We start from the raw sequence: 21,335 nt of genomic DNA on the forward strand, positions 1-21,335 counted from the left end.
AAAGGAGGTATTATATGGAAAAAAGAGGAAAACTTTTAAAGGTTTTATTGGCGTTTATAATTGCTATATTAGTTGTTTCGCTAATTTTTGTGTTTTCCTATTTCAGTTTCTTATTGAAAAATGTGTATGGTATAGAAGATGGTGTGTTTTCATATATTAAAAGTTATTCTGCTTATTTATTAAATAAAATTCCTGTTTTGAACAAGTATATAAAATATGAACCATTGAAAGTCAATGAACCCAAAAAATTTTTCACAGAAGTTTTAGATGAGTATAAAAAAAATATTGAGGAGCTTATAAAGCAATCTGAAAAGAAATTAAAACAAGCTGAGAAGTTAAGATCTGAAAACGAACTTTTGTACAACTCGCTTAAAAGTATTGAGGAGAAATGGAAAGAAAGGAAAATTCAAGAGGAATTATCACAAATTCAAGTTTTTCAAACTTCAAAAAATTTAGATAAACTTGTTGAAATATTTAAGAATGGAGATGCAAATGCATTAATTCCATTGATGAATAGTGAAGATATAAATGTAGACACACTGGCTGTGATTTTTCAACAGTTAAGTCCAGATTTAAGAAGTGAAATGGTTCAAGCTTTAGCAAGCGTTAACCCAACAAAAGCAGCTGCGGTAGTAAATAAGATATATGATGTAAAAAGTATATTAAATGAAATTGAGACGAAATTAGAAGCATTGAGAAATAACATAAATAACCTGTATTCATTGCAGGCACAGCTAGTTTCTTTAGAGGGATTTAATAAGGCTATAAGAGGATATTTGTCTTCTTTAGATGAGGAAGAAATATATTCAATGATAAATTTGTACAAAGATTCACCAAGAATAGTTTATTATTTAATCTCCAATATAGATATTTCCATTTCAAAAAAACTCTTAAGACGTTTAAAGAATGAAAATGAAAAGTTATTTGTTGAGTTGATAAAACTTGGTGGTGGTATTGAATGAATTTATTAAAATTACTTGAGGGGACATTGGAGTTAAAAGCTGATAAAATAAAGATTAAAGATCAGAGAGGACAAGAAAATAGTGCTCTTTTTAAGAAAATAGTAGAGAGGCAAAAAATGGCCTTTGAAAATACTCTTTTGAAAAAATTGGAAAATTTACAGGAAGATAACAAAGTAAATTTGTTTGATGGGGAAAAGCTAATAGTTAAGGTGATAAAAAGTTTAAACAATATAGATTTAAAAGAAATAGCAACCAAAATGAAAGATGATACTAAAGTGGAAAATGAAAAGAAAAAGTTAATGAATAGAATGAAAACAACAAAAGTTATGTATGAGAAAGGAAAACTTGAAAATAAGATATTAATGAGGAAAGATAAACAAGCACAGAACAAAGAAGATAAACTTATCGGTGAAATGAAAGAAAGAAAAGGAGAAAAAGATGAAAAAGTTATTCAAAAAAACAAATTTGCGGAAAATAATCTTATAGATGAAGTAAAGAAAGATAAAAAGTCTAAGGTTTTAGATGAAGAAAATAAACAAGAGATACAAAATAAGAAAAGTAAATTTATAGGCAAAGCAAAAGAAGGTAAAGACGAAAAGGTTATTCAAAAAAACAAATTTACAGAAAGTGTAAATGAAGAAAAAAAAGTAGAGAAAAGTTTAAAATTTGTTGATATAAAAGAGAATAGGAAAGTAGTTGAAGAAAATAAGAGAAGTGACGATGGAAAGATGTTTAATGAGAAAAAAGAAGGTAAAGTGATAAAAAATACGAAGATATCAAAAAAAATCGTGTTTAAGCCAAAGACAGAGGATGTTCCTAAAGAATTTTTGAATTCTAGAATAGAAAATGTTGTAGAGGTAAAAGACGAACTAAGTAAAGCAAAAGAAAGAGAGAATAGGTCAATATTAATATCGGGAAAAATTCAATCACTTGGAAATAATAGAAAAACAGAAAAAGTTGTTCAAAAAAGCAAACAAATTGAAAATATAAATTCAAGGGAAATACCAGTAAAAAACTTAAAGTTTGAGAAAGACAATACAAAAATAAATGAAGCGAATTTGATAAAAAGACATTTAGATGATAATGAGAAGGTTGAAATTAGAGATAATGAAACTTTGATAATAAATTATGTTGTAAAGGAAAATAGCATAGAAAAAGTGGAAAAAAATACAGTACTTTCAAATAAAAAAGATGTTGTAGGGGAATTGAGAAAAAATAACAAGATAGCATTAAGGAATGGTATTGGGGGATTATCTTCTATTGTTGTTGCTAATATAAAAGTTAACGAGAAAAAAGTAAGTGTTTTGTTAAATAAAATGGCCGAAAATAAAGTGGTTTTAGTAAAAAACGTGGTTTTGAATAAGAGTCAAAAGGATAAAAACCGTATTCCAAAGGTATCAGTGGAATTAGCACAAGAAGAAAATACGGTTATTTTAGAGAAAAAAATAGCGGTAGGAATAATGAAAGATAAATTTATAGAAGTTAAACCTCAAGTTGTTGTAGGAGATGAGTTTACAAAGAAAAACAAGGATTTAAAATTTGTGAATTTAAATGATATAAAAAATAAAGTATTTTCTTTGGAGCGCTTTGTTAGGAAAATAGAAGAGTCTATGAAGAATAATATAAATGAGGTAAAAGTAAAATTTTCGTTTGAAAAAACTACTACTTATTTAGATAGAAAAACTGTAAAACCAGACATTTCGAATATTTCAGATAAGATTGTAAAGTTTAAGGCGAAAAAGGTTTATCAATCGAATGAACCCAGTGAAATACATTTTAATAATCAAAGTACAAAGATAGATACGACAAAAGTACTATTTGAGATACAAAATAGGAATATCGAAGAGATTTATAAAAAGATAACAGAATTAATTGAAAACAAAGATGTTTACAAACAAAAAGCGGTTATCGATTTAAAACATCCTGCTTTTGGAAAATTGGAGATTAATGTGGAAAAAATGAATGACGAAATAGTTATACGCTTTGTATTTGAGAATAAAGAATCTAAAGAGATTATTGAAAAGGGATTGCATATTCTAAGGGAAAGAATGGGAAATCTAGGGCTCGAAGTAAAAGAATATTCATTTGAAATAAAGGAAGAACAGGAATGGTATGAAGAAGAAAAACGGGAAAGAGATTCTGAGCAACATAAAAGGCAAAGAAGAAGGTGGGTGAAAAACGATGATGAATTGGATACAGATGAATAGTATTTATCCTACAAATGTTACAAGGGAAAATGGTATAAAAAAAGAATTGGATAAAGAGGCATTTTTGGAATTGCTTGTTACTCAGTTGAAAAATCAAGATCCCCTTGAACCATTAAAAGATAGGGAATTTATCGCTCAAATGACTCAGTTATCGACTTTGGAACAGATAACAAACATGAGTGAATCTGTTCAGAAGTTTGTTGAAAGTTCTGCTTCGTTGTATAGAGCACAAGTTTCATCAATGGTGGGAAAATATGCGGTTGTAAAATCAAATATACTTGAGTTAAAAAATGGAAATGCAAGTACACAGGTTTTTAAATTGGAAGAGCCTTCGCATGTGATTTTAAAAATCTATGATGAAAATGGAAAATTGGTAAAAGAAGAAGACCTTGGAAATTTAAATGCGGGGATGCAAACATTTTTATGGGATGGAAGGAATAAAGATGGTGTTAAATTACCAGATGGAAATTATACTTTTAATCTCTATTCAGTTGAAAGAGATGGAAGTTTGACTGAGATATCTGCTATGGATGGTGGAAAAGTAGAGGCTGTACAATTTAGAGATAACGATGTTTATGTGCTTGTAAATGGCAATTTATATCCCATAAGTTCAATAATAGAAATTTCGGAAGAGGGGTGAAATAGATGATAAGATCAATTTATAGTGGTGTTACAGGGCTTCAGGGATTTCAACAAGCAATCGATGTGGTTGGAAATAATATTGCAAATGTTAGTACAATAGGTTTTAAAGCATCACGTGTTACTTATGCAACTACATTTTCGCAAGTTTTAGAATTGTCAAAAAGAGCTACAGAACTTACTGGTGGAACAAATCCCAAGCAAATAGGTTATGGTGTAAAAGTTGCATCTATTGACAAAATAATGTCTCAAGGTAGTTTTCAAAATACCGGTAAAAAAACAGACTTGGCTATCCGAGGTGATGGATTTTTCATTTTAAGAGACGGTGTGGGAAAAACGTATTATACAAGAGCTGGAAATTTTGATTTAGATGTAAATGGTACAATAATACAACCAACTTCAGGTTTAAAATTACAAGGATGGGTAGCAGAGCCTGATCCTGAATCAGGAAAAAGGTTTGTGGATACAAATAAACCGATTTCCGATATTCAAATTTCTGCGGGGCTTTCAATGGCGGCAAAAAAGACTACGTCAATGACTGTAGCAAATAATCTAGATGCAAGAGTAGGTCCTGGAAAAACAGTTATAACTTTATCAGGTTATGGTGGAAATTCTGTAAATGTAAAAATTATATACGATAGAGATAAAGGTGGCCTTCAAGATCCATTCTCAGATTATCAAATCTACAGAGCTAAAGTATACAGTGGAACAGATGATAACATAGATGGGGAGATATATATAAAATATGACAAATTTGGAAACGTAGTACAATCAGGGGCAATTAAGCAACAATTGAGTGTTACAGCTACTACAGATGGTAGTTTAAGTTTAACGGGAATAGGTCAAGAAGATGGGAATTACACGTTTATAATTAGAGATACAAGTGGAAAAATTCTAGATGTCCAAACTGGAAGTGTGAGTTCTGGTAATGTTACTGTGTCATCAGACCAAATAAAAAATGGAAATAATTATGTGATTGAAGTAGCTAAAGATGTTGTTGATCTTGCTACGCCTGGATTTATAGCTTCAACAGAAAGTGGAACGGTTGTTTCCGCAAGTCAATTAGATTTTACGTACAATGGAAGCGATATTACATCAAATGCCAAGGTATTTGTTAGAGATTCAAATGGGAATTTAGTCGCACAATACGATTTTACATCAGGATTAACTAATGGGACAAGTTATAGCTTAACGGGTATATTTGATCCTGCCGAATCTTACACGGTAGAAGTGTACAATGGTGCAACAATTAATAGTTTAGTGGTACCTGGAAGTGGAGAGCCAAGATTTTATGAGGCGGATAATCCAACAAACTTTGCTGTAACAGAGTTCAATTCCCCATTTTATACAACTTCTGTGCAAGTATATGATACTTTGGGAAATGCATATACCCTTTATATAGACTTTGTAAAATTAGCGGCTAATTATAACGATGGTTCTGCAGATTATAAAAATGCTTGGGCGTTTAGGGTGAGAAACGCAACTGGTGAGAATATTAAATATTTGACAAATTACGATACTGGTCAGGAGATCACTAGTGGAACAGCAGGTGTTATGACATTTGACGAAAGTGGAAGGTTTACTGGATTGTATGCGTTTGATCCAACTACTGGTCAAATTAATCGTGGGGAATCTATTGATGCAATAAAGTTTGATGCTGCAGAAAATGGTGATGGTGAGGTTAAAATTAAATTGTCATTAACTGGTATTACCCAATTTGCGGCAACTTCTGATGCATATGTTGTAAATCAAAATGGAAATGCTCAAGGTACTTTAGAATCTTTCTCAATCGCAGAAAATGGTGATATTATTGGTACGTTTAGTAATGGACTTACTGATAAATTAGGAAAAGTGGCTTTGGCTATTTTCAACAATCCAGCGGGTCTTTTGGAAGCAGGTAATTCTCTATATACAAAAAGTGCCAATAGTGGAAGTGCGATAATCAGACAACCGGGTTTTGGAGGAGCAGGGGCATTAATTTCAGGTGCACTTGAAATGTCTAATGTAGACTTATCAGAGGAATTTACAAAACTTATAATTGCTCAAAGGGGATTTCAAGCTAATGCAAGAGTTGTAACAACTGCTGATCAAATTCTTCAAGAAGTTGTGAATTTGAGGCGATAAGATAAGGGGTGAATAAAATTATTTTACTCACATATCTGAATAAAAAAAAGTTTTATCTTAATGCTGATTACATTGAGAAAATTGAGTCTTTACCAGATACAACAATTACTTTGTACAATGGAAAAAAATATATAGTTCTTGAGACTGCAGAAGAAGTTATTGAGAAAGTTATTGAATATAAAAAGGAAGTTTTATCTATTCCCCCTTTGTATAAGGATGGTGAAGAATAATGGATATAGCGTTGTTGGGTGGAGTTGGACTTGCGTTTGTTATGGTTATTTATGGTATTATTTCCGGTGGCGGTGATTTTGCTGCTTTTATAAATATTCCATCAATAGTTATAGTTATTGGTGGCTCTATAGGTGCTGCTGTTGCTGCTAATCCAAAAGATATAGCATTTAAATTTGTTCAGGTTACATTGGAAGCACTCAAAGAACCAAAAACAGATTATGTGAATCTTTTGAGAACGTTAGTTTCTTTGTCCGAAAAGGCAAGAAGGGAAGGGCTTTTATCTTTAGAAGAAAATATTGAACAATTAGATGATCCTTTTATGAAAAAAGGATTGCAATTATTGGTGGATGGTACTGAACCTGAGGTTTTAAAATCGATGATGGAAATAGAGATAGAAGTGGCATCAAATGAGATGAATTTGAAGAAAGGGCTTTTTGAAGCAATTGGTGCATATGCTCCAGCGTTTGGAATGATAGGAACATTGATAGGATTAATACAAATGCTTAAAAGTTTGAATGATCCAAATTCCTTGGGGCCTTCAATGGCAGTTGCGCTTATTACGACACTTTACGGTTCTATAATGGCAAATGCGTTTGCGTTACCTATTGCCGAAAAAATGGGGAAAAGGGTATTGAATACAGAGCTTGAAAAGAATATGATTCTAGAAGGAATTTTATCTATACAAGCAGGAGAAAATCCAAGAATTTTGGAAGAAAAACTAAAAGCATTCTTACCACAAGCTGCAAAAGCTCAGTATGAAGCATCTACTCAGGAGGCCAATGCATAATGGCTAAAAAACAAGAATGTCCAAAAGGTGCCCCTTTGTGGATGACCACTTATGGAGACATGGTTACGTTGTTATTGACATTCTTTGTGTTGTTATTTGCTATGTCAAGTATTAGTCCAGGAAAATTCCAACAGGTTGCTGTAGGGTTAACATCTGCTTTAAATGGAAATCCTCCAAGTGTTTTAACTGGTGGAAAGTCATTGCAAACTGAACCGTTAATATCACAAAATCCAGGAGTTTATCAAGAAATTTTGAAAATATCGGAAGAGTATAAAGGAAAGGTTACTGTTCAAGAAAAAGATGAAGGAACTCTAATTACAATTAGTGATTTGGATATATTTGAACCAGGTAGTGCAAGATTAACCGCTGAAGCTAAAAGATTGTTAGAAAAACTTGGAACTGTAATAATAGAACATACAACAAATGTACTTGAGATTTATGGATTTGCAAACGAAATTCCATTACCTGAGAGTTCCATTTATTTTTCAAATTGGCATCTTAGTTCTGCTCGTGCTGCGAGTGTTGTTCTTTTTTTTACAACTGAACTAAAGCAAAAAAGATCCTTAGAGAGAATTGCTGATATACAACTTGGAAGATTTGATCCAGACTATTATTATGCACCGGAAAGATTTGTGCCAATTGGTAAAGGAGATATTGAAATACAAAAAGAGATAAAAGCATTAAGAAATTTGTATGAATTTGAATTGGAACAGATGAGAAAAAAACTGGTTGCGGGTGAAATTACGCGTGAAGAATGGAATAATTTCGTAGTAAAATTGACTAGTGAAACAGATCAAAAGATAGCTGATTTGAGGAATAAATATAGGAGAATTGATATCTTAATAAAAAGAGAGCTTGCAAAATAGGAGGGGATTTAAATGCCTGAGGAAGAAATTCAAGAAGCTCAACCAAAGAAGAAAAAGGGGATAATGGGTTTATTAATGCCAATATTAATTCCGTTGGTTGTTTCTTTAGCGGTTAGTGTTGGGGTTGTCATGTTTTTGGGAAATAATACTCAACCTCAAACAAAGCAATCAGAACAAGCTACTACTGCCGCTGCAATACCTATAAAAGCTGTTGTAATTCAACCTGGAACTTATCAAACTTTTATGTTAAAAGGTGGAAAAGAGGTTGCAGTAATTGATTCTCTATCATTTAAAGTGGGGAGCGATCAATGTAGAAGCTTAATTGCTGAGAAAAATGATGAAATTATGGATGCCTTAATGTTAATATTTTTGAGTAAAGAAAGAACGGAAATAAATACGCCTGCAGGTATTGAACTTTTGAAGAAGCAAATTAAGAATGCTGTAAATGAGATAACAGGATTCGTTGGTGAGAAGGAAAAACAAGGAGTGATAGATGTTTATCTATACATAAAAGCAGTTAGTTCGGTTCAATAATTGAGGTGATATTATGTCCGATGTATTAAGTCAAGAAGAAATAGATCGATTATTGCAGGCTGTTAATCAGGGTGAAGTTTCAATTGAACAAGTAAAAAAAGAAGAAGAAGAAAAAAAAGTTAGAACATATGATTTTTTAAGGCCGAGAAAATTTTCCAAAGAGCAGGAAAGAACTTTACAAATGCTCCATGAAAACTTTGCAAGGACTTTGTCGACCTATTTTTCTGGAAGGCTTAGAAGTTTTGTTGCAGTAAATTTGGTAGGAATAGACCAAATGACTTATGATGAATTTATAAAATCCATAAAAAATCCATCTTTTATTACCATATTTTCAGCTAAGGAATTTGTTGGAAGTGCGGTTTTAGATATAGATTTAGCTATCTTTTACGGGATTTTAGAAATTTTATTGGGTGGACCTGGATCTATGACTGAGATTAATAGACCTCCAACAGAAACGGAAATAGAAGTAATGAGAAAGGAAGTTGTAAACATATTAACAAATTTATCTCAAGCTTGGACTACCGTTTATTCTTTTGTTCCAGTTATAGAGGCTATTGAAACGAATCCACAGTTTGTACAAGTTGTTGCTTTAAATGAAATGGTTTTAGTTATTACATTTTTTGTGAATATAGGAAATGTAGAAGGGTATGTAAATATTTGTTGGCCATCGTCTTTGATTGAGCCAATAGGTGAAAAACTAACCACTCAAAGTTGGTTTAAAACAAAACAAAAAGTTGTTTCAGAAGAAGATATGAAGGCTTTAAAGGAAAATCTTGCAAGAACAATTGTAGAATTATCTGCAACAATTGGAGAGACGAATTTGACTTTGTGGGATATTTTAAACCTAGAGGTTGGGGATGTTATTAGATTAAATACCTTTAAAGAAGATCCTTTGAAAATAAAACTGAATGGAAAGGATAAGTTTTTGGGTGCACCAGGAGTATTCAAAGGAAAGTATGCTGTTAAGATTTTGGAAGTGTTTGATGAGGAGGAGATAAAATGATGGGAGATGAACAATTTCTTTCTCAAGAAGAATTAGATTCCCTTTTGAGCCAAATCGATGAATCTCAAAATGAGTTAACTGATCTTGAAAAAGATATGTTTGGAGAAATTGGAAATATAATAATGGGGAGTGGTACTACCGCGCTGTCCACTTTGCTTGGTAGAAAAGTAGATATAACGGTACCGGCGGTTGAAATAAAGAAATTGAAAGAAATAAGAGAAGAGGTTAAAGGAAAAAATGCTGTTGTTTCTATAAATTTTAAGGGGGAAATAGAGGGGCTTAATGCCTTAGTTTTACCTCAAATGGCAGTTGCAAGAATTGCAAATATTATGATGGGTGGAGACGGAAATGTTGAAACAGATGAAGTCGATGAAATTTCTTTAAGTGCAGTTTCTGAAGCAATGAATCAAATGATGGGAGCTGCAGCTACTTCACTTTCTGATATGTTGAAAAAAACCGTGGATATAACTCCACCTACTGTTGAGTTACTGGATTTTGATGAGGAAGATGTAAAATTTCCACCTGTAGTTTCAAATGATGATGATATTGTTGCAAAGGTTAATTTTAAACTTGAAATAGAAGGTTTAGAACCTGCTGATTTCTTCCTAACAATGTCTCCTCCCTTTGTTAAAAAGCTTTATAGATTATTATTTGGAGAAGAAAAAAAACAAGCTTCTCCTCAGCAGCAAGCACAACCTTCTACACCGCAACAAGCTCCAACCACTGAAAATGAAAATATACAAAACGTTAAAATGTCGGAAAATATCCAAAAAAATCCCGTATCAGTTTCACCAGTACAGTTTCAATCGTTTGAAAGTGGTGGAATTGTAAAAAGTACATCCGAAATTCCGGAAAGGATAAAGGCGCTTTTAGATATACCATTAAACGTTGTTGTTGAACTAGGTAAAACTAAACTTACTTTAAAACAAGTTATGGAACTTTCAGTTGGTTCACTAATAGAACTTGATAAATTAACAGGTGAACCTGTGGATATAATTGTTAATGGAAAATTAATTGCTCGTGGAGAAGTAGTTGTAATAGATGAAAATTTTGGTGTGAGGATAACAGAAATAGTAAGCCCTCAAGAACGATTTTACACATTGGAATAAATCCCCCATAGATGGGGGATTTATTTTTTCGCAGATTTTGCTGCTATTGAAAGTGCCCAAAAAAGTCCACCAAATAATACGACACCTGCAAAAATCATGAAAATTATTGCACTTACAGACATTTTATCTCCTCCCTTACATTTCCTCTTTTTTGTAGTAATCGTTGTCTTTTGGAGGAACTTTAGATAATATAATTGCAATAATTGGTGTAGCGATTAATACTGCAAATCCAGTAAGTAATGCCCAAGTTGGATATCCACCGTATGGATTTTTAATTTCATCATAAAGTGTTAATCCCAAAATTATTATTAACGAACCTGGGATGATGTATCTTAATGAAATGTCAAACCATTTTCCTATTTTAACTTCAGATACTTTGTTTATATAATTTCTCAATTTTTCCGCATCTAAAACCCACCCGATTATTATTGATTCAAGAATTCCAACAATTAACAAAGCATAAATACTTAAGAAATGATCAATAATGTCAAGCCAGTACAAACCACCTTGTGTTGAGTAAAGAAGACCAACTAAGAATCCAAATATGGAAAAACCAATTAAGAAAGAGCGTTTGTTGAATTTAAACTTATCAGAAGCAGCTGCTTCTACCGCTTCTACCAACGAGAATGCAGAATCAATTCCAAGTGTAAGAAGCATTACAAAGAATGCGAGCCCTATTATTGATTGAACTATTACTCCACCTGGGAATAGAGAAATAGCTTGTGGATACACAACAAATGCAAGACCTATACCACCACTTACAACTTCATCTATTGGAGAATTAATTTGGAGAGCCATATATCCGAGCACTGAAAAAACAGCAATTCCAGCAAGGAAAGATGTAGCGCTGTTTCCAAGGGCAGTTATAATAGCGTTGTTAGCAATATCTTCTTCTTTTTTATTATAGCTTCCATAGGCAATCATAATACCGAACGCAAGGCTTAGCGTAAAGAAAATTTGACCAAAAGCATTAGCCCAAACCCTTGGTTCTGCAAGTTTTGCAAAGTTTGGTTGGAATAAAAAATTAAGTCCCTGTGCTGCCCCTTCCAATGTAATTCCTCTGATTCCAAGTATAATCAATAAAATTACAGGAAGTGGAACTGTCCAAGCAACTGTTTTTCCCACAGAAGTTGTTCCTTTTCTTAAAATGAAATAAATCCATAACCATGTCAAGGCAAGTCCAATAACTATTGGCCATCTAATTGAGCCTAATTCACTAGGACCATTGGATACTTGTAAGAATTCATTAAAGAAAAATTTGTTTGGATCGCCTTTCCATGCTACTCCAAATGAATAGTATAGATAGTTAAAGATGTATGCCATGATAACATTATAGTAAAACGTTATCAAAGCACCTGTTATAACAGCCCACCAACCAATAAATTCTGCACCTTTTTTAATTTTGGCAAGTGATCTTGGCGCACCACTTTGGAAGCCTTGTCCAATTGCAAATTCTGCCATTAAAAGTGGTATTCCCGCTAAAAATAATGCTATAAAGTACGGAACATAAAAAGCTCCACCACCGTTTGAATATGCCATATAAGGAAATCTCCAAGCGTTACCCAAACCTGCAGCAGATCCTATAGCCGCAAGAACAAAAGCCCATCTTGAACCCCACTTTTGTCTAGCCATAAAACCCCTCCTTTTTTTGGGATGTTGTTACAAAATGGAAATATTCTTATAAATAATATAACATATTTAACATTAAAAATTCAAGTAAAAAAATCCCATCCGAATGGATGGGATTCAAAAACTATTTGTTAATGCTATATTGAAATTTTTTCAAGTATTTTATCACAAAAGATTCCTTTGTATCCAGGTTCGTTTGAAAGTTCATTTAGCAGTCGGACTAGGCTAAAAAATGTATCTTTTGGAATGGATTTTGAAAGTGTTAAAAGGTTTTTTGAGATATTTTCCACGTTGTTTATTAATTCTTTAGATTCTTCTTCTGTAAGGTTTGAAACAAAATCTATGATTCTCAATATTATGGAATTTGCTTTGTGTATTTCTAAATTTTGTGGAATTTTTCCTTCAATCAACACGTCTCTTGCTGTAGGAATACTATGTGTTATATTTTCAACAAAAACTTTTGCAGCTTCGGGGCCAAGTATACCTGAAGCTATTTGATATCCATATTTTTTCTTTTCATTTTCTGAAAGATTTTTAAAAACATTTCCCAATTTATGCCAACTTCTGGGGCTGGGTGTTATTGTAGCCTTTAACGAAACGTGGTTTGAACTATACAAGAATTCTGGGTTTTTTTCTATGAATTTAATTATTTCATTGGGTATGTTATTTAGTTTTGCCCATTCAATCCATTCATTGATATCAGGTGTGATTTCTAGAATAAAGAACCTTGAAAGGAAAGCTGGATCCGTTATTAGATCAACTTGGTCATATTCTTCATCCGGTGGATTCATAGATGCTACTATCCATGTGCCTTCTGGCAAAATGTGGTTGTGAATGCGTCTGTCTATGAGTAACTGCATTATGGCATTTCTTATACTTCTATGAGAGCGATTTATTTCGTCTAAAAATATTATGGTGTTTCCATCTTCGGGCCACCAATCAGGTGCAAGAAAAACTGTTTTTTCTTTGTCTTTTGAAGGTAGTCCTATTAGATCTCCTGGTTCCATTTGGGAAAGTACTAATATTATTAAATTTCTATTAACTTCACAAGCAATTTCTTTGATTATGTCAGTTTTTCCAACTCCAAAGTGACCAATTAATAATGGGATTTCATTGCTTTCCATTATCTTTCTCGATATCATTTTGGCTTCTTTCAGTGTCAAAGTGTACACCTCCTAATTCGTCTAAGAGTTCTTCTATAAATGTTTCTTCTTTGAATGTATCTGTTAAGCTATAAATATAACTCCTACCGGATTTTCGCCTCTTTACAACTCCACTCATTAGTAGCTGTTTTAGAATATTAGTGGAATCTTTTCCCCGAATTTCATCTATTTGCCTTTTTGTCGCTTTCTTTTTGGAAGCAAGTAAAATTACAATTTCAAGTTGTGAGGTGGTTAAGGTATTCAATGATCTTCTTTTTATAATTTTTTCAATATAAATTGCATATTTTTTTTTCGTGAAAAATTTGAAAAAGCCGTCAATATTTCTTAATTCAATACCAGATTCATTGTTTAAGTTGTACTTTTGTTCTAAGATTTTTACTATATCATCAAAATCTTTTTCGCTAACTTGAGCAATTTCCAATATTTTTTCTTTTTGTATACCTTTTGATGCAAAAATTAACGATTCTATTATTGCCACTTTTTCACTATCCATTTTTTATTCTCCTTATTTTAAGGTTTTCTTCCAAAACTATCTTATTCATTTTTATTAATTCCAAAATTGCTAAAAATTTTAATATCACTTCATATTTACTTTTTGAGTTTTTTAATATAGTTATTATATCTTCTTCTGCTGTGGTTAAAATTTGGCTCATAATAGTTTCAAGTGATATTTCTTCTCTTTTTATTTTGTAAATTTTTTGTTTTAACTCCACTTCTTTTAATATACTTGTTATTAGTTTTTTTAATTTTTTTTCGTTGATTTTTGGAAATATAGCTTTGACTGATATGGGAACTTTTTTTGGACTTAATTTTTCAACTGATTTTACCTTTTCCGTAAATTCTTTTATTTTTGCGTATTGCTCTACCTGAGAATAAAATTTTTCTTTCTTTTTTTGAAACTCACTGTCTTCATTGCTTCTAGGCAATAAACTTTTTGATTTTAATTCCATTAGATATGCAGCTGTTGCAATGAATTCAGATGTTAGTTTTAAGTTAAATTCTTTCATTTTTTTTATATATTCATAAAATTCATCGGCAAGCTGGGAAATAGGAATTTCCCTAACGCTAAGCTTTTTCTTTTGTACAAGAAAAATAATCAAATCTAATGGACCTTCAAACTCTTCAAATTTGAAGATTAACTCCATTAAAACCCTTCTTCTTCAATTATTGAAAGATACTTAATATTGTATATTTCAAGTAAGTTTGCAACTGTTTCTGGATCATCACATTGTATTTTTATTGAAACCTGTCTTTTATTATTTTCTTTTAATGTAAGAATGGATAATATGTTCATTTTATTATTTGCAAGTACATCGATCATTTTCTTAAGTTCACCTGGTTTATCTTCTAATTCTAAAATGATTCGTGTTCCACGTTCATCCATTGCTGAAAGTTCAGTGAAAGCTTCTAAGACCTCTTGCACCGTTAGTACTCCAATTACTTCGGCGTTATTGTTAACAACGGGCAATATTTGATCTTTGTTTTCAATTAACATTAGTGCCGCTTCTTCAACATTTGAATCTTCTACAACGTAAAAGTCTGGGAACGTAACATACATTTCTATTTTTTCATCAAATTGTGAATCTCTAATACTAGATTTGTAAATTACACCTTCAAATTTGTCATTTTCATCTAAGACTATACTGTAATCACAAGAAAATTCTCTCATTTTTCTTAATGCATCTCCAACTGTATTCTCTCTTTTTAACGTTGGAAAATGTGTAAGTATCCATTTTTTCACATTCATGTATTTTACCTCCCTTTAAAATATATTTATTTCACCATTTTCTGCTCCTACAACCACTATTTCATTATTGTGTTTGAATATATCAATGGGATATTTTGAAGTTTCGAATATGGATATATTACCGTTATTGTCTATTTTTAATAGTTTGTTGTATGGTGCGGATAGTATGTACATATTGTTGTTAATTATCTTCCCATTTGTTGCAGAATATTTTAATTTATTCCATAAGACTATTTTACCATTTTTTAGTGTATAAATTTCATTACTATACATTGAACTAAAATAAAGAATTCCTTTCCAATTTAATGCAAATGAAATGTAAGGAGATGCTTTGTATGTGATTTTTGTGATAAAGTCCAGGATTGTTCCTCCACGTGTGTCTATTATGTAGTTATCAACAACTAAAGTTGGAGTGATTAAATTAAAGTTGTACAACTTATCTTTATATTCAACATCAAAATCTTCTCTCCAAACATAGAGTCCTAATGGATAATCTTTGTAGATGTAAAAGTAATTAGGGGAAGATAGAAATTTGTGGTAAGATACCATATTTAAGTTAAAATCATAACCGTATATGTTACCTTTTGTGTCAAGAACGTAAACAATATCGTTGTATCTTTGGTAGAACATCAATTTGTTTTCAAAATATTTTACATTTTTCTGGTTGGTTTTTATATTAATTAAAATAATTTTTTTCCCAACAGTATCTATGACTAGTAATTTGTTGTCCTTTAGGAAAGAAATTGAAGGATAAAATCCTACATTATCAAAGTAGTATTCAATCTTTTTGCTTTCAAGGTTGAAAATAGCTACTATCCTTTGAATTGAACTTGTTAAAACCAAATAATTTTTATATTTTGTATTTCTGAATGTATAATTTATTCCCGTATAATATGTTTTTGAAAATATGGATAAACTAAATATTATTAGAAGAAATAAAACTAAGTACTTCTTTTGCAATTTTTTCTTTACTCCCTTCAAACGTAAGTGTTTGTTTTTTTGTTATGAGAAATGCTTCGGCATTTTCATTACCCATTACCTTTAAGGCGTTGTTTGCAATTATACAGTCAACTCCTTTTTTTTCTAATTTTTCTTTTCCGTATTCAATTATATTTTGTGTTTCAGCCGCAAATCCAATAATTATCTGATCTTTGGACTTTTTCTTTGAGATTTCTTTTAAAATGTCTTTTGTTCTTTCAAGTTCTAATGTTAATAAATCCTTATTGGATTTTTTTATTTTGTTCTTTTCTTTTTTCTTGGGAGTAAAATCTGCTACAGCTGCACTCATTACGATAATATCAAAATCATGGTATCTTTTAATTATTTCGTTGTACATTTCATTTGCGGAAGTTACTTTAATAAAGTTGTCAATAAAATATGGCGGTTTGATATTTGTTGGGCCTGAGATAAGTGTTACATACGCTCCCATTCTTTTTGCAACTTTTGCAAAAGCATATCCCATTTTTCCGCTTGAATGGTTTGTAATATACCTTATTGGATCAATTTGCTCATAAGTAGGTCCAGCAGTTACTAGCACTTTTTTTCCTTTTAATTTTTTTTCTTCAAGTATTAATTTTATAGTCTCAATAATTTTGGTATTTTCTGGATATCTACCTTTTCCAATATCTCCGCATGCAAGATGGCCAACATCAGGTTCTATTATATACCATCCAAATCTTTTTAACTTTTCTATATTTTCTATTGTAATTTTATTTTCATACATTCTTGTATTCATTGTTGGAACTAATGCTTTAGGAGTAGAATTGGGAATGGCAAGTACAGTTGTAGTTAAAAGATTATCGGCAAATCCATTTGAAATTTTAGCAATGGTATTTGCGGTAGCAGGTGCGAGTAAAAACAAATTTGTCTTTTTAGAAAGTTCAGTGTGTGTAATATATCCTCCACTTACATTGAAAATATCGGTGTAAACGTTACAATTTCCTACTGCTGAGAACACAGTTGGAGATAACAGTTTTGCTGCATTTTTAGTCATTATTACGTCTATTTCAAAGTTTTCTTTTCTTAGTTTACTTACTAAATCTACGGTTTTATATATTGCTATTCCGCTTGATACGCCTAAGAGTATATGCACCATTTTATTTTCCTCCTTTAAATGTATGCCTTTCTTTAGGAAAGTTTTTTTCTTTTACATCTTTTTTAAATTCTTTTAGCGCGTTTAACATTATTGAGTATGTATTTGCGTATTGTTTTGAAAATTTAGGTTTAAAGTTTGGATTTAACCCTACTATGTCGTGGAAAACCAATACTTGTCCATCGCAATATCTTCCAGCACCAATTCCAATTGTTGGAATTGAAATTTTTTCAGTAATTTCTTTTGCTAATTCTTCTGTAACCATTTCAAGAACAATGGAAAAAACTCCACATTGTTCTAAGGCAATGGCACTTTCAAGAATCGTTTTTTTTGAATCTTCTTTTTTTCCTTGAACTTTGTATCCACCAAATATGTTTATTGATTGAGGGGTAAATCCAAGATGTCCCATAACTGGAATGCCAATGTTGATACATTTTTCAATTAAATTGCAATGGAATTTTCCTCCTTCTATTTTTACAGCATTTGCACCATTTTTAATTAATATACCTGCGTTTTTAACAGCTTCTTCTATACTATGTCCGTACGATAGAAATGGCATATCTGCGACTATAAAAGAATTTGGTGCGCCACGTCTTACCGCTTTAAGATGAATTATTATTTCCTCCATTGTTACTGGGATTGTTGAATCATATCCAAGTACATTATTTCCAATTGAATCTCCTATCAGGATTATATCTACGCCAGCTTCTTCTGCTATTTTTGCTGTGGGTGTATCGTAAGCTGTTACCATTACTATTTTTTCTTTTCCTTTCATAGCTAAAAATTTTTGTATTGTCATAATTTCACGCTCCTTTGGAACAATTTTAACATAAAAAACCCCCTCCTTTAAGAGGGGATAAGGTTCTCTAAACTCCATTTAAACAATTCTGGGTGTTTTCTATCTTTAAAGTTAGGGTCATTTTCAATTTTATTTGGGCTTATACTTCCTTCTTTTAATTGTTTGATCTTTTTAAGATAATCAATCATATTTTCTATTTCTATTTCATTACTTATTGCACCATGACCGGGTACTATGTTCAAAGATTTTGGCATGTTTTCAAGGGTGTTGAGCCATAAATCTAAATTGCTGTCAGGGACTATTTCCGGATGAATACCTGTTACTATTGTATCACCGGCGATTAATATATCTTCAGATTCAATATATATATATGATGAGTCAAGGGTATGACCAGGTCCATTGTATATTACCAATTTTATCCCATCTTCATATTCAAAGTAGTTTTCAAATATTACATTTGGCAGCTTTATTTCTACGTTTTCCATATTTAAATGTTTGAAATAGTCCACATCCATTTTTTTCATAAATTCTCGTGTTAATCTATTTGCAACTATAGGACAATCAAATACTATATTTCCAAATGTATGATCAGGGTGATAATGTGTGTTTATTACTAATGTAATGTCCTTTCCTGAAATATCTTTGGAAAATTCCTTTATCTTTTCCGCTTTTTTTGGAAACAATGAAGTATCAACTAATATATTTCCTTTTTTGCCTAGTATCAGTGTGCTATTTGCTGCAAGATCATTTTCAATAACATATATTTTATTGTTGATGTTTTTAATCATTTGTCTCCCCCTATATGTTATACTTTTCATAGAAATATTTCTCTATTGGGAGGTTATATTCCTTGAAGAATAAAATTTTACTTGTGGGATATTATGGATTTGGAAATTTTGGTGATGAGTTAATGAGAAGAAGTATTAAAAATTTTTTGAAAGAAAGAAACTATGAAGTTTATGAATTGTTGCCTAAAGAAAATCTTGATGCGAGAAGTTATAACAGATTTAATTTTTTTTCCGTTATTTCTGCTATTTTAAAATCTGATATTGTGGTTTGTGGGGGTGGCGGGATTCTTCAAGATAAAACCAGTCTAAAGAGTTTTTTATATTATTATTCCATTTTTAAACTATCGTTGATTTTAAAAAAACCTGTTTTATTTTTTGGAAATAGTTTTGGTCCATTAAATTATTATGTTTCTAGGGTTTTAATAAAAGGTTTGTTAAGAAGTGGGAAATTGTATGTTTTTGCGAGAGATCCTGTTTCGTATAAGTTTTCAAGCTGCTTCAATGCGAACACCCATCTTGGTACTGATCCAGGGATTTTGGGTTTAGAAGATAAGGTTGTAACATTTGAAAAGAAAGTGGTGATTATTCCAAGAAAGTTGAAAAGTTATGTACCAATATTGTTTGATTTAAAAAGAAATGGTGTAGAGGAAGTGGTATATTTACCATTTGCACCTGAAGATATAAATCTTTCAAAAAAACTTTCAAGTTTTTCCATAAAAGGACTTAAGGTGAGGTTTTCAGATGATATAAACGAGATATTGAGTGCTAGTGCGGTAATTTCAGAGAGATTTCATGGTTCTCTTGTTTCTGCATTTTATGGGAAGCCTTTTATATCAGTAAATGACGAGAAATTTAGGAGATTTTTTTCAAGATATGATGATAGAGATTATTACGCAAAAGATCTGTTTCAAGCGAGTTTGAAGTTAAAAAAGTTAAATGTTCCACAGGTTAGAGCCGATATGATAAAGGATTGTAAAGATATGTACGAAAAATTTGAGAAATTACTGTTAAATGTTATACGGTAACAATGGGATAATTATATTTAGGATGGTTTATTATGTGAAAATCTTTGTTATACAATTTTTTGATATTTTCTATTGTTATAACATCTTTTGGAGCGCCTTCAAATAATATTTGACCGTCTTTTAGGGCGTATATATAATCACAGTATTTTGATGCTATATTTATGTTATGGAAAGCTGATAGAATGCTTTTCCCCTTTTTTGTGAGTTTTTTTAAAATCTCAACAATTTGGACGGCGTGAGATATGTCTAAATGTGCTGCCAATTCATCGACTATTATAATTGGAGTTTCCTGATACAAACTTCTGGCAATTAGGACTCTTCTTTGCTCACCACCGCTTAATGTTGAGAAATATCTATCTTCATATCCTGAAAGTTCAACCATATCCAAACAGTTTTTTATTTTTTGCTGATTTTCTATTGAAGTAAAGAAACTTTTTTTTCTATGGAGAGCACCAAGTTCTATAATATCCTTAACTTTAAATTCAAATACAGGATTGAATTCTTGCCTTACAAAAGATATTTTTGATGCAATGTATGTTCTTGTACAATTTTCTAGATTTTTTCCAAACAATAATATTTTCCCTGATTTGGGCTTTAAAAGTTTGGTAACTAATTTCAAGGTAGTTGATTTTCCACTACCATTAGGACCAATAATACCGATGAATTTTCCTTTTTCGATTGTAAGGTTTATATTCTTCAAATTAAAATTTTCATAATCAAAAGAAAGGTTTTTAACCTCAAGAATTTTTTTCATAAGTACTTGCCACCTTAAGCATTTGATTGTATTTTTTCAGTATTTTTTCTGCGTATACTTCTTTGTATATTCCGCCGTTGTAGTGTTTTACTGCTTTTTGAATACTTCCGAATTTATCATAAAGATATTTTAGGTAATAACTTCCTATCTTTATGTTTAATTTAAAATCCCAAAGAATTCTTGTCCAACCCTCCTTTGGTTTTTCTAAGTTATAATAGTTTGCAACGAAATCTGCAGTTTCAGGTTTTATCTGCATCATTCCAAGTTCACCATACATTCCAATAACATTTCTAAATTCACTTTCGACGATTATGACAGATGTTATTAGTAAAGGATCTAAACCTGTTTCTTTGGAAGCATCGAGAATTGCATTTTCAATTTTTAATAGTAATTCATCATCTGTCGGTAAATCATAAGCGCTTCTATAATCTCTTACAAAATCTCTAAACCATTCACCAGGAAGCGCAAAAATGAGTGAACTGATTATCAAAAAAAATAAGAAATAACATTTTTTCATATTTTTCCTCCTATTTTGGAATTATAAACGCAATTAATGTTCCAAGTAAAAAACCAGCTAAAGCTTCTGTGAAAGTATGACCACTGTTGGGATCCACTTTTCTTCTTAATCCTACGGCATCTGAAGCAACTATTGCCAAAAAAATGGCTGCAATAGCAGTTTCGGTTGAATTGTAACCAGTAATCCTTGCAACTTTCCAAGCAAGTGCTGAGACTGTTGCAACATGTGCACTTGGCATACCGCCGTATCTTCCAAAACTTTTTATATCTTTGTATATGATAACTTTTAAAAATTGAGCTGTTAAAAAACCAAAAAACGCTGTAATTAAAGCGTTATTTGTCAATAATCCCATTTTTCCT

Annotated in this window: 24 protein-coding genes; 11 read left to right on the top strand and 13 right to left on the bottom strand. The window is 31.3% G+C overall.

Annotation, left to right across the window (positions count from 1 at the left end; translation table 11 throughout):
* Positions 1–14 precede the first annotated feature (14 nt).
* The 10 genes from TMEL_RS06640 to fliY are packed head-to-tail and all read left to right on the top strand — an operon-like array spanning position 15 to position 10,462.
* Positions 15–962: a MotE family protein gene (locus tag TMEL_RS06640; RefSeq protein WP_012057498.1), complete on the top strand. Its 948-nt coding sequence runs from the start codon at positions 15–17 to the stop codon at positions 960–962.
* Complete coding sequence (gene fliK, locus TMEL_RS06645) at positions 959–3,169, top strand: flagellar hook-length control protein FliK (protein ID WP_012057499.1); 2,211 nt, start codon at positions 959–961, stop codon at positions 3,167–3,169. Before TMEL_RS06640 ends, fliK begins: the two co-directional genes overlap by 4 nt.
* The gene (locus TMEL_RS06650) at positions 3,144–3,809 is read left to right on the top strand and encodes a flagellar hook assembly protein FlgD (protein ID WP_012057500.1); all 666 of its coding nucleotides are present in this window, start codon (positions 3,144–3,146) and stop codon (positions 3,807–3,809) included. Before fliK ends, TMEL_RS06650 begins: the two co-directional genes overlap by 26 nt.
* Positions 3,810–3,814: 5 nt before the next feature.
* Positions 3,815–5,932, top strand: coding sequence for a flagellar hook-basal body complex protein (locus TMEL_RS06655; protein WP_012057501.1), 2,118 nt, complete (start codon positions 3,815–3,817; stop codon positions 5,930–5,932).
* 17 nt (positions 5,933–5,949) lie between these two features.
* Positions 5,950–6,162, top strand: coding sequence for a flagellar FlbD family protein (locus TMEL_RS06660; RefSeq protein WP_041426236.1), 213 nt, complete (start codon positions 5,950–5,952; stop codon positions 6,160–6,162).
* The gene (locus TMEL_RS06665) at positions 6,162–6,950 is read left to right on the top strand and encodes a motility protein A (RefSeq protein WP_012057503.1); all 789 of its coding nucleotides are present in this window, start codon (positions 6,162–6,164) and stop codon (positions 6,948–6,950) included. Before TMEL_RS06660 ends, TMEL_RS06665 begins: the two co-directional genes overlap by 1 nt.
* Positions 6,950–7,816 carry a flagellar motor protein MotB gene (locus TMEL_RS06670; protein ID WP_012057504.1) on the top strand — a complete coding sequence of 289 codons (867 nt, stop codon included), beginning with the start codon at positions 6,950–6,952 and terminating at the stop codon, positions 7,814–7,816. The genes TMEL_RS06665 and TMEL_RS06670 overlap by 1 nt, the downstream gene beginning before the upstream one ends.
* A gap of 12 nt (positions 7,817–7,828) precedes the next feature.
* The gene (locus TMEL_RS06675) at positions 7,829–8,350 is read left to right on the top strand and encodes a flagellar basal body-associated FliL family protein (RefSeq protein WP_012057505.1); all 522 of its coding nucleotides are present in this window, start codon (positions 7,829–7,831) and stop codon (positions 8,348–8,350) included.
* Between the two features lie 13 nt (positions 8,351–8,363).
* The gene (fliM, locus tag TMEL_RS06680) at positions 8,364–9,353 is read left to right on the top strand and encodes a flagellar motor switch protein FliM (RefSeq protein WP_012057506.1); all 990 of its coding nucleotides are present in this window, start codon (positions 8,364–8,366) and stop codon (positions 9,351–9,353) included.
* Positions 9,350–10,462 carry a flagellar motor switch phosphatase FliY gene (fliY, locus tag TMEL_RS06685; protein ID WP_012057507.1) on the top strand — a complete coding sequence of 371 codons (1,113 nt, stop codon included), beginning with the start codon at positions 9,350–9,352 and terminating at the stop codon, positions 10,460–10,462. Before fliM ends, fliY begins: the two co-directional genes overlap by 4 nt.
* A 20-nt stretch (positions 10,463–10,482) precedes the next feature.
* Here fliY and TMEL_RS10195 read toward each other — a convergent pair whose 3' ends face one another.
* The 10 genes from TMEL_RS10195 to TMEL_RS06730 form a co-directional block, all read right to left on the bottom strand.
* On the bottom strand, positions 10,483–10,584 hold the full coding sequence (locus TMEL_RS10195; protein ID WP_143611030.1) for a MetS family NSS transporter small subunit: 102 nt from the start codon (positions 10,582–10,584) through the stop codon (positions 10,483–10,485).
* Between the two features lie 13 nt (positions 10,585–10,597).
* Positions 10,598–12,094, bottom strand: coding sequence for a sodium-dependent transporter (locus tag TMEL_RS06690; protein ID WP_012057508.1), 1,497 nt, complete (start codon positions 12,092–12,094; stop codon positions 10,598–10,600).
* 134 nt (positions 12,095–12,228) lie between these two features.
* A complete protein-coding gene (locus tag TMEL_RS06695) occupies positions 12,229–13,254 on the bottom strand; it encodes an AAA family ATPase (protein WP_041426060.1) in 1,026 nt (341 codons plus the stop codon).
* Positions 13,202–13,747: an SMC-Scp complex subunit ScpB gene (locus TMEL_RS06700; RefSeq protein WP_012057510.1), complete on the bottom strand. Its 546-nt coding sequence runs from the start codon at positions 13,745–13,747 to the stop codon at positions 13,202–13,204. The genes TMEL_RS06695 and TMEL_RS06700 overlap by 53 nt, the downstream gene beginning before the upstream one ends.
* Positions 13,740–14,399 carry a segregation and condensation protein A gene (locus TMEL_RS06705; RefSeq protein ID WP_012057511.1) on the bottom strand — a complete coding sequence of 220 codons (660 nt, stop codon included), beginning with the start codon at positions 14,397–14,399 and terminating at the stop codon, positions 13,740–13,742. The genes TMEL_RS06700 and TMEL_RS06705 overlap by 8 nt, the downstream gene beginning before the upstream one ends.
* Positions 14,399–15,001: a CBS domain-containing protein gene (locus TMEL_RS06710; RefSeq protein ID WP_012057512.1), complete on the bottom strand. Its 603-nt coding sequence runs from the start codon at positions 14,999–15,001 to the stop codon at positions 14,399–14,401. The genes TMEL_RS06705 and TMEL_RS06710 overlap by 1 nt, the downstream gene beginning before the upstream one ends.
* A gap of 15 nt (positions 15,002–15,016) precedes the next feature.
* Entirely contained in the window at positions 15,017–15,961 is a 945-nt protein-coding gene (locus tag TMEL_RS06715; protein WP_012057513.1) for a hypothetical protein, read from the bottom strand.
* Positions 15,918–17,093, bottom strand: a complete 1,176-nt coding sequence (gene coaBC, locus TMEL_RS06720) for a bifunctional phosphopantothenoylcysteine decarboxylase/phosphopantothenate--cysteine ligase CoaBC (protein WP_041426239.1) — start codon at positions 17,091–17,093, stop codon at positions 15,918–15,920. The genes TMEL_RS06715 and coaBC overlap by 44 nt, the downstream gene beginning before the upstream one ends.
* A 4-nt stretch (positions 17,094–17,097) precedes the next feature.
* The gene (gene panB / locus TMEL_RS06725; protein WP_012057515.1) at positions 17,098–17,892 is read right to left on the bottom strand and encodes a 3-methyl-2-oxobutanoate hydroxymethyltransferase; all 795 of its coding nucleotides are present in this window, start codon (positions 17,890–17,892) and stop codon (positions 17,098–17,100) included.
* Positions 17,893–17,939: 47 nt separating this feature from the next.
* Entirely contained in the window at positions 17,940–18,680 is a 741-nt protein-coding gene (locus TMEL_RS06730) for an MBL fold metallo-hydrolase (RefSeq protein WP_012057516.1), read from the bottom strand.
* A 62-nt stretch (positions 18,681–18,742) separates the two neighbouring features.
* On the opposite strand from TMEL_RS06730, the gene TMEL_RS06735 reads away from it, so the two are divergent.
* Entirely contained in the window at positions 18,743–19,705 is a 963-nt protein-coding gene (locus TMEL_RS06735; RefSeq protein WP_012057517.1) for a polysaccharide pyruvyl transferase family protein, read from the top strand.
* On the opposite strand, the gene TMEL_RS06740 is transcribed toward TMEL_RS06735, so the two are convergent.
* From TMEL_RS06740 to TMEL_RS06750, 3 genes are read right to left on the bottom strand one after another with little or no spacing between them, the layout of a single operon-like run.
* The gene (locus TMEL_RS06740) at positions 19,695–20,459 is read right to left on the bottom strand and encodes an ABC transporter ATP-binding protein (protein ID WP_012057518.1); all 765 of its coding nucleotides are present in this window, start codon (positions 20,457–20,459) and stop codon (positions 19,695–19,697) included. The two genes, TMEL_RS06735 and TMEL_RS06740, sit on opposite strands and share 11 nt — an antisense overlap.
* Positions 20,443–20,976 carry a transglycosylase SLT domain-containing protein gene (locus TMEL_RS06745; RefSeq protein WP_012057519.1) on the bottom strand — a complete coding sequence of 178 codons (534 nt, stop codon included), beginning with the start codon at positions 20,974–20,976 and terminating at the stop codon, positions 20,443–20,445. Before TMEL_RS06745 ends, TMEL_RS06740 begins: the two co-directional genes overlap by 17 nt.
* A 10-nt stretch (positions 20,977–20,986) precedes the next feature.
* Entirely contained in the window at positions 20,987–21,328 is a 342-nt protein-coding gene (locus tag TMEL_RS06750; RefSeq protein WP_012057520.1) for a divergent PAP2 family protein, read from the bottom strand.
* Positions 21,329–21,335 lie beyond the last annotated feature (7 nt).

This window comes from Thermosipho melanesiensis BI429, from assembly GCF_000016905.1.
GTDB classification, from domain to species: domain Bacteria; phylum Thermotogota; class Thermotogae; order Thermotogales; family Fervidobacteriaceae; genus Thermosipho; species Thermosipho melanesiensis.